The sequence below is a fragment of the Klebsiella sp. NPDC088457 genome, assembly GCF_044900465.1.
GTDB lineage: Bacteria > Pseudomonadota > Gammaproteobacteria > Enterobacterales > Enterobacteriaceae > Klebsiella.
The window spans coordinates 1-6,693 of record NZ_JBJDNH010000089.1 but is presented as its reverse complement, the minus strand read 5'-3'; the positions used below and the strand labels follow the sequence as shown (position 1 = coordinate 6,693).

The 6,693-nt window shown below is 51.8% G+C and carries 14 protein-coding genes, 1 tRNA gene and 1 pseudogene; all 16 read left to right on the top strand.

The window, feature by feature from the left end:
- Positions 1-489: pseudogene (locus ACI2JR_RS27660) on the top strand (hypothetical protein); the annotation flags it as partial.
- Entirely contained in the window at positions 490-702 is a 213-nt protein-coding gene (locus ACI2JR_RS27655; RefSeq protein WP_064384518.1) for a hypothetical protein, read from the top strand.
- A complete protein-coding gene (locus ACI2JR_RS27650) occupies positions 702-908 on the top strand; it encodes a hypothetical protein (protein WP_117074736.1) in 207 nt (68 codons plus the stop codon). Before ACI2JR_RS27655 ends, ACI2JR_RS27650 begins: the two co-directional genes overlap by 1 nt.
- Positions 909-911: 3 nt before the next feature.
- Positions 912-1,106 carry a hypothetical protein gene (locus ACI2JR_RS27645; protein ID WP_144275243.1) on the top strand — a complete coding sequence of 65 codons (195 nt, stop codon included), beginning with the start codon at positions 912-914 and terminating at the stop codon, positions 1,104-1,106.
- Complete coding sequence (locus ACI2JR_RS27640) at positions 1,103-1,330, top strand: hypothetical protein (protein ID WP_462479968.1); 228 nt, start codon at positions 1,103-1,105, stop codon at positions 1,328-1,330. The genes ACI2JR_RS27645 and ACI2JR_RS27640 overlap by 4 nt, the downstream gene beginning before the upstream one ends.
- A gap of 117 nt (positions 1,331-1,447) precedes the next feature.
- Positions 1,448-2,179 (top strand): hypothetical protein, encoded by a 732-nt coding sequence (locus ACI2JR_RS27635; RefSeq protein WP_462480026.1) that lies wholly within the window; start codon positions 1,448-1,450, stop codon positions 2,177-2,179.
- Complete coding sequence (locus tag ACI2JR_RS27630; RefSeq protein WP_462480025.1) at positions 2,176-2,778, top strand: DUF551 domain-containing protein; 603 nt, start codon at positions 2,176-2,178, stop codon at positions 2,776-2,778. Before ACI2JR_RS27635 ends, ACI2JR_RS27630 begins: the two co-directional genes overlap by 4 nt.
- Positions 2,771-3,052 (top strand): hypothetical protein, encoded by a 282-nt coding sequence (locus tag ACI2JR_RS27625; protein WP_462480024.1) that lies wholly within the window; start codon positions 2,771-2,773, stop codon positions 3,050-3,052. Before ACI2JR_RS27630 ends, ACI2JR_RS27625 begins: the two co-directional genes overlap by 8 nt.
- A 38-nt stretch (positions 3,053-3,090) precedes the next feature.
- A complete protein-coding gene (locus ACI2JR_RS27620; protein ID WP_462480023.1) occupies positions 3,091-3,540 on the top strand; it encodes a DUF1367 family protein in 450 nt (149 codons plus the stop codon).
- A gap of 6 nt (positions 3,541-3,546) precedes the next feature.
- On the top strand, positions 3,547-3,726 hold the full coding sequence (locus ACI2JR_RS27615) for a NinE family protein (protein WP_462480022.1): 180 nt from the start codon (positions 3,547-3,549) through the stop codon (positions 3,724-3,726).
- Positions 3,723-4,391, top strand: coding sequence for a metallophosphoesterase (locus tag ACI2JR_RS27610; RefSeq protein WP_462480021.1), 669 nt, complete (start codon positions 3,723-3,725; stop codon positions 4,389-4,391). Before ACI2JR_RS27615 ends, ACI2JR_RS27610 begins: the two co-directional genes overlap by 4 nt.
- On the top strand, positions 4,384-5,010 hold the full coding sequence (locus ACI2JR_RS27605) for a recombination protein NinG (protein ID WP_462480020.1): 627 nt from the start codon (positions 4,384-4,386) through the stop codon (positions 5,008-5,010). Before ACI2JR_RS27610 ends, ACI2JR_RS27605 begins: the two co-directional genes overlap by 8 nt.
- A complete protein-coding gene (locus ACI2JR_RS27600) occupies positions 5,007-5,138 on the top strand; it encodes a YlcG family protein (RefSeq protein WP_462480019.1) in 132 nt (43 codons plus the stop codon). The genes ACI2JR_RS27605 and ACI2JR_RS27600 overlap by 4 nt, the downstream gene beginning before the upstream one ends.
- Entirely contained in the window at positions 5,135-5,758 is a 624-nt protein-coding gene (locus ACI2JR_RS27595; protein ID WP_462480018.1) for a hypothetical protein, read from the top strand. Before ACI2JR_RS27600 ends, ACI2JR_RS27595 begins: the two co-directional genes overlap by 4 nt.
- Positions 5,759-5,973: 215 nt before the next feature.
- A tRNA-Ser gene (locus ACI2JR_RS27590) sits at positions 5,974-6,059 on the top strand.
- Between the two features lie 314 nt (positions 6,060-6,373).
- The gene (locus ACI2JR_RS27585; RefSeq protein ID WP_462480027.1) at positions 6,374-6,679 is read left to right on the top strand and encodes a phage holin family protein; all 306 of its coding nucleotides are present in this window, start codon (positions 6,374-6,376) and stop codon (positions 6,677-6,679) included.
- Positions 6,680-6,693: the final 14 nt, after the last annotated feature.

The window sequence follows — 6,693 nt, the reverse complement described above, 5'->3', positions numbered from 1 at the left end:
CCTCGCACTCACGAAATTATCGACCTGAAAGAGAGCATCGCTGAGTTGGAGACCATCCGTGCAGCAGCCGAAAAACTGGTCCGCTGCAAAGGTCGCTATCACAGCGAGCTGAACTATCGCGCACTGGCGGCGCTGTTCGGCGTGAATACTCCAGACCTGCCGCCGCTGGAACATGAGAACATCCATTATGCCGACGCTGCAGAGATGGAGATTGCAGCACTCCGCCAGCGCATCGCCGAGCTGGAGTCCCGCACCGTCACCATTGAGCCGTTTCGCTCGTTTGTCACCGATACCGACTTAGCAGCGTTACACCGCTTCGCAGAATGCTGCGATGACCCTGAATCTGGCGGCCACGATTTGGAAATAGAGCAAGTACGGCGGCTTGAGGCAATCGGAGCATTGCAGCGCAAGGGACGAATTAGCTATATCACCGGCTTTGGTGATGTCCTGATATCAATTACCGCCGGCATCAAGTGGGAGGCTGAGTAGATGGCGAACTCATTACTTGAGGCTTGCAATAACTGGCAAATTCAACGGGCTGAAATACTGGCCCGAAACCCAGACATGATGCTGACAATTCAGAAGCTGGACATGATGGTTGAGTATTCCGTGCGGTCGGCAATAGATATCGCTCACCGCGTTGACTGGGATTTTCGGGAAGCTGAACTCTTGGCGAAGCAAGTGCACGGGGAGGCTAAGTGATGGCTATCACTGAAGGATTCTGCGCGGACCTCTACTGCGACTGTGAAGGTTGCCAGTCGGGGAAAATCTATCCACAGGCGCAGGCTGATTTTATTGGCAGGAATATGACCGACATTTCACACCAGGCGCGTGAGGCAGGCTGGCGCATCAGCAAAGACCGCCAGCGTTGCTATGCGCCGGGTCACAAAATTTCACGGGGAGGATGAGTGATGGCTGAGAAATCATCTTTGGAACGGCTGCGGGAAATTAATGCAGACAATCAGCGCGTGGTCACAGTCAGTGTCGGAGTTCTCAAGGCAGCCCGAAGTGAAATACAGGCTCACGTCAAACTGAACGGCAAGGGCATCATGACGGATATGGTCCTCAACTCCCTGAATGCGATTATCGAAGGAGCCAACCAATGATCAGCAAAATTCTGTCTCGTTTTAAAAACGACCCTGAGCGCGTGAAATATGGCGAGTGGGTTAAGCGCTTCTCAACTCAGGTTTTCGAATGCACTCGAAGTGAAGATGCGGTCAAAGCGGAGCTTGAGTGCTGGCCATTTGTTCCTGAAAACAGCATCTATAACTGGCGTGATGCCGATCCTGTTGAAGCCGCAAACGAAGCGTTGAGCTATTACGGAGACTGAGCTAATGACCAGCAAATTATTCATTGCAGTGTGGTCGTTCTTTCTGGGGCTGATGGCTATGTCGTTGATAGTTCGCGCTGGTATCGCGGCAGAGTGGATTGTAGGGGGATTGTGTAAATGACCAGCAAATTAACCAGAGAGCAGCTTCACGAACGTGCCCGCGAGAATGTCAAAGCGTTGAAAATGGCGTCACGCCAGCATGCATTCGAAAGCGCACGCGAAGAAATATTGGCTGACCTGCAGCTTGCTGAACTGGCGCTGGCCGCAATGGACAGCGAGCCGGTGGCGTGGGACTACGAATGGGCATCCTACATTACCTGTGATGGGCCGCAGGACTATAAGCGCGTCATTGAGCGTGAAGCGCCGCCAGAGTGGGCTATCGAAGAGGATCAGGCACGGAATGTTATCCCGCTCTATCGCCACGCGCAGCCAGCGCCGGTAGTGCAAAAGATAATGGCACGATTGGCGTACCTACTGGATGAAGACCAGTTCTCAAACATTGAAAGCATGGTGTTAGCGGCTGGTATAAGCCCGGTAGTACCGAAAGAGGCCACGCCGGACAGTATCGAGATTCTTGCAAGCGCCAGGCGTCGTGACTGCGCTGTATTCCAGTGGGATGAAGACCAGCGAAATGCGGCCGCTGACTCCTGGAACGCCTGCCTCGGCGCCATGCTCCAGGCTGATACCCTCACCAATGAGGGTGCCAGGCAAGTGGACGAATTGACGATGTGGATTAAGCGATTAGTCCGCTCGCTGAAAAACGCTAATCCAGACAGTAAGTTGCCACGTGAAGCGATGGACTACTTGACTGCAAAGGGGCTGATTAGTGTGGGGGATATATTGAGATGATTCCTGATAAAGACCTTACCGACGATGTGCTGGATGAAATTATCGCTGGCGCTAAAACGTCGATGGAGCAGTACCTTGCTCTGTCCCTAAAGGCTGAGCGTAAAGTATGGCGGCAGGAAGGACCCACCGACGATGAACGCATTATGGCTATCGAGGGAATTCATAACTGCGAGCGGTGCGGTGATGAAGGGTGGGTGGTCGGCGAAATGGGTATCACGCGCTGTGCGTGTGGCCAGGCTGGCAACTCTCCGGTAATTCCGGATGGTTCGGTGTCCATGCTTCGGCGCTGGTTGGCATTTGGTCGGGGTATGCAAAATGCAGGAAGCCGTCTACCTCACAATCTGATTGCGGAAACCGAGGACATACTTGCATCCGCCCCTCAACTACAAAACTCACCACAAAATATTCCTAAAATTATTCCTGTTTGGATTCCGGTAAGCGAGAGGATGCCGGAGAAGAACGGAATGTATCAGGTATGGAATGGTAAGCACATGGCTGCTCATTCCTTCTTCTTTGGCTCGTTCCAGTGCATTAACCCGGAGCAGATAACCCACTGGATGCCGCTGCCAGCCGCCCCGCAGGAGGTGAATCATGGCTGAGTTACGCGCAGGAGGGCTGGCAATAATTATTCGGTCCCGCTTCCCTGAAAACGTTGGCAAGGTCGTTAAATTGGTGTCTTGTGTTGGCGAAATAAACCATCACCTTGAGCGTGGAGTTTATTGGGAAGTTGAGGCTATGTCGGAGCTTGCAGGGACGCTTTGGCTCGTTAAATCTGGTTTTCATGGTTTGGCGCGGGCTAAAAGCCTGATGCCAATCGACGGCGACGACTTCAGCAGCGAAGACGAGCACCAGAAGGAGCGGGAGCATGCCTAAGTCCCCCGCAGAACGCAAAGCCGCGCAGGAGGTAATTATTGCAAATCGACCTGGTTAAACACCCGGGTGGCGTATTCTCTCCAGCAAACGAAACAGACCTCGAACGACTCCAGCGATTCAAAAACGGCGAAACCTACATAGCCGAAATCAAACTCACCAGAAACCCCGCTTTTCATCGAAAGGTGATGGCCTTCTTTGGATTCTGTTTTGCTCATTGGTGCGCAAACAGGGCGGGGCTGGAGCATATGGACGAGCACAGCCAGTTCGACCGGTTCCGAAAGGACCTGACAATACTGGCTGGCTTTTACGTGCAGACGGTGAGGTTAAACGGTGAGGTCAGGACCGAGGCTCAAAGCCTTGCTTACGCCAGCATGGACCAGGAGAAATTCGAGAGGGTTTATAAAGCGCTGATTAACGCCGCCATAAAGCACGTATTCGCCGGGACTACCGACCCGGCAATCCTCAACCGATTACAGTCATTTTTCTGAGGTGATATGAATCGACGAAGTCCCACACAGATAATTTTAGACAGCCTCATATTCACTCCCACCAAACGCAGCAGAAATAAACCCAGGCCGATCCCCACGGCATCCGAAGTAAAGAGTTACGACCCAACATATCCGCTACTGGCTAAGCGCTGGTTGCGCGTTAAAGAGAGGAGGAAATCCCTGTGAAAGTTTATGAAAAAGTTGATGGTGCGAACTGGCGCAATATCTGGGTAGTTGGCGATCTGCACGGTTGCTACACCAATCTGATGAACCGGCTTGATGAGATGAAATTCGACCCGGAGAAAGACCTGCTTATCTCCGTTGGTGACCTGGTAGACCGCGGCACTGAAAACGTCGAATGCCTTGAGTTAATCATGATGCCATGGTTCCGAGCTGTACGTGGGAATCACGAGCAAATGATGATCGACGGTCTGTCTGAGCATGGAAACGTCAATCACTGGCTGATGAATGGTGGTGGTTGGTTCTTCAATCTCGATTATGACAAGGAGGTGCTGGCGAAAGCGCTGGCGCATAAAGTCGCCGAGTTGCCACTAGTCATCGAGTTGACTACCGGTGATAAGAAAGTGGTTGTCTGTCATGCCGACTATCCTTCCGGAGTTTATGAGTTCGGCAAGCATATTGATGCCGAGCAGGTAATCTGGAACAGGGAGCGGATCGCCAATTCGCAGGATGGAAATCACCACGAAATAACAGGCGCAGATCTGTTTATCTTTGGTCACACGCCAGCCCGTCAGCCGCTGAAATACGCCAACCAGATGTACATCGATACTGGCGCAGTTTTCTGCGGAAACCTAACTCTGGTTCAGGTTCAGGGAGAAGAAAATGGCTAAACAACCACGGCGAAGATGCAAGATATGCCGTGAATGGTTCCATCCCAAATTTGCCAATGAATGGTGGTGTAGCCCGGAACACGGCGCTGAATACGGAATAGTGCTCAGAGAGAAGGATAAAGCCAGGAGAGAGCAGCAGCGAAAGGAAGAAGCCCAGCAAGAACGACGAAACCTGAAAATCCGCAAATTAGCCCTCAAGCCAGATAGTTACTTCAAAGCCCAAGCCCAGCAAGCCTTCAACAAGTTCATTCGCCTTCGAGACCATGATCAACCCTGTATCAGTTGCGGAGAAATCAATCCGCCTGACCTGCACGGTGGTCAGTGGGATTGCGGGCATTTTAAGACGGTTGGCGGATTTCCTGAATTGAGGTTTGAAGAGCGGAATGCTTACCGGCAATGCAAATCCTGTAACGCAGGTTCGGCAAAGCACGGGGCTAAGGCCGCAACAGTAGCCCAGCAATACGAGGCAACACTGGTAGAGAGATTTGGTCAGGAACTTGTTGACTGGCTGAATGGCCCGCATGAGAAGACTCGATACCGGCGCGAAGACTTCATTCGAATACGGGATGAGTACCGGCGTAAGTGTCGGGAGATGGAAAAGAAACTGGAGACAGCATGAAGCAGGAAATCATCGACGCCCTCCGTATCAGGTGGACCAGGCTTCAGCTATTCAATCGCGGCAGAACCTTTCCAGACAACTACATCCTTCTTCGTCAGTTTTACCGGTTATACAGGGGTAACGCATGAGCAGACTAACGCCAGTTTTTGGCATGGTTAACTTCGTGGACGACGCTCATTTCCGCAGGGTCTGGAAGCACCCCAAAAGGACCATAACTACTGGTCAAAAAGCATGGGTGCATTACATGCTGGCCGTGTGGGGAAGGGTAAACAGAGGTGATGATTCGCCGGGCGGCGCTGTGAATGTGATTGGCCGGATGATGATTCGAAGCCACTGGAGTGAGGACAAGGCAAAGCAGATAGAGAAGGTCGTTAACTGGCTGTACAGCGACGAAGGCGGGTCATTGCGAGGCGATGAGTTATATCGGAAGTCCCGGGAAATAATCATGCCGCAAACCTCAGTGAGCAACATCATCGCTCTCGCCAAAGAATCAGATGATGCCGCTTTTGTGGAGAAGGTCATGGTTAAGACTTTTCACAGGGAAAGCCCCGTTCGTGATGTAGCCATTAAACGATACTGCGGACGCAACTGCACGCAAGACATTGCCAGGGAGGTAAGTAGAATTACTGGTGTGGACATTCAGTATTGCAGAAAGCGAGTGGTATGGTGTGAGCGAGTACTGGAATCAGAATTTTTCTATGCAGTGAGACGTGAAATGGAGAATGCATTTCCACTAATTATGAATTAATTGGAAAATATTTTGCAAATTACTTGATTTGGGGAAATGAAAGTAGTAGATTTCATGTATGCTCAGGAGCAAAAGCGAACAGAGCAGCCAAACAAGGAAAGCCCCGGGTTAATCGCTCGGGGCTTTTTCGTATCTGCAATCCGGTCAGGGCTCTTGGGTAGAGACGTGCTGCACGACACGTCAAAGCCCTTCCGCGCAGAGCCCTGAACCAGATTGGAAGATGCCGCTCAGAGGTGGGCGAACCGGTTTGAACCCGGTGGTGCTGGTAACGGTAGGGGTTCGACTCCTCCATCTTCCGCCAGTATTCCGCAAGTCGGACATGAAGACCTGCAAATGATTGCGAATCAGCAGGCCACGCCCGGGAAGGGTGTGATGTTAAAAGTCCATACCTCCCGGACGCTCCGTTAGGCGCATAACTCTGTCCGGTAAGGCGCAGAATTACAGAAATCATCGCTTACCCTTATTGTCAGCCATTGCGCTGACTTTTTTATTTTCAGGCCCGCGGGAATCATCATCGACACGCTTCGTTGTTAAATCCAGCCCGACGGGCCTGACCCTTTTCTTACACACAGCGTCCCGATCCATTATCGGAGGCGAGAACCTATGGCAAAACGTATGCACGAAAAAGAGAGCATTGCCGGGATGTCCTGGCTCGTTCTGCTCATCATCGCGTGCTGGGGCGGACTGGTTCGCTACCTGATTGACGTGAAGCAGAACAAAGCGACATGGAGCTTGATTAATGCTCTTGCCCAGATGGTTGTATCAGGGTTCACCGGAGTCATTGCCGGTCTGGTGAGCATCGAGAGCGGGTTAAGCATTTACATGATACTTGCGACTTCGGGGATAAGTGGTGCGATGGGCTCCGTTGCGCTGACGTATTTCTGGGAGCGGCTGACGGGGATTAAAAATGCTGGAAATTAATAAACAGCGCAAAG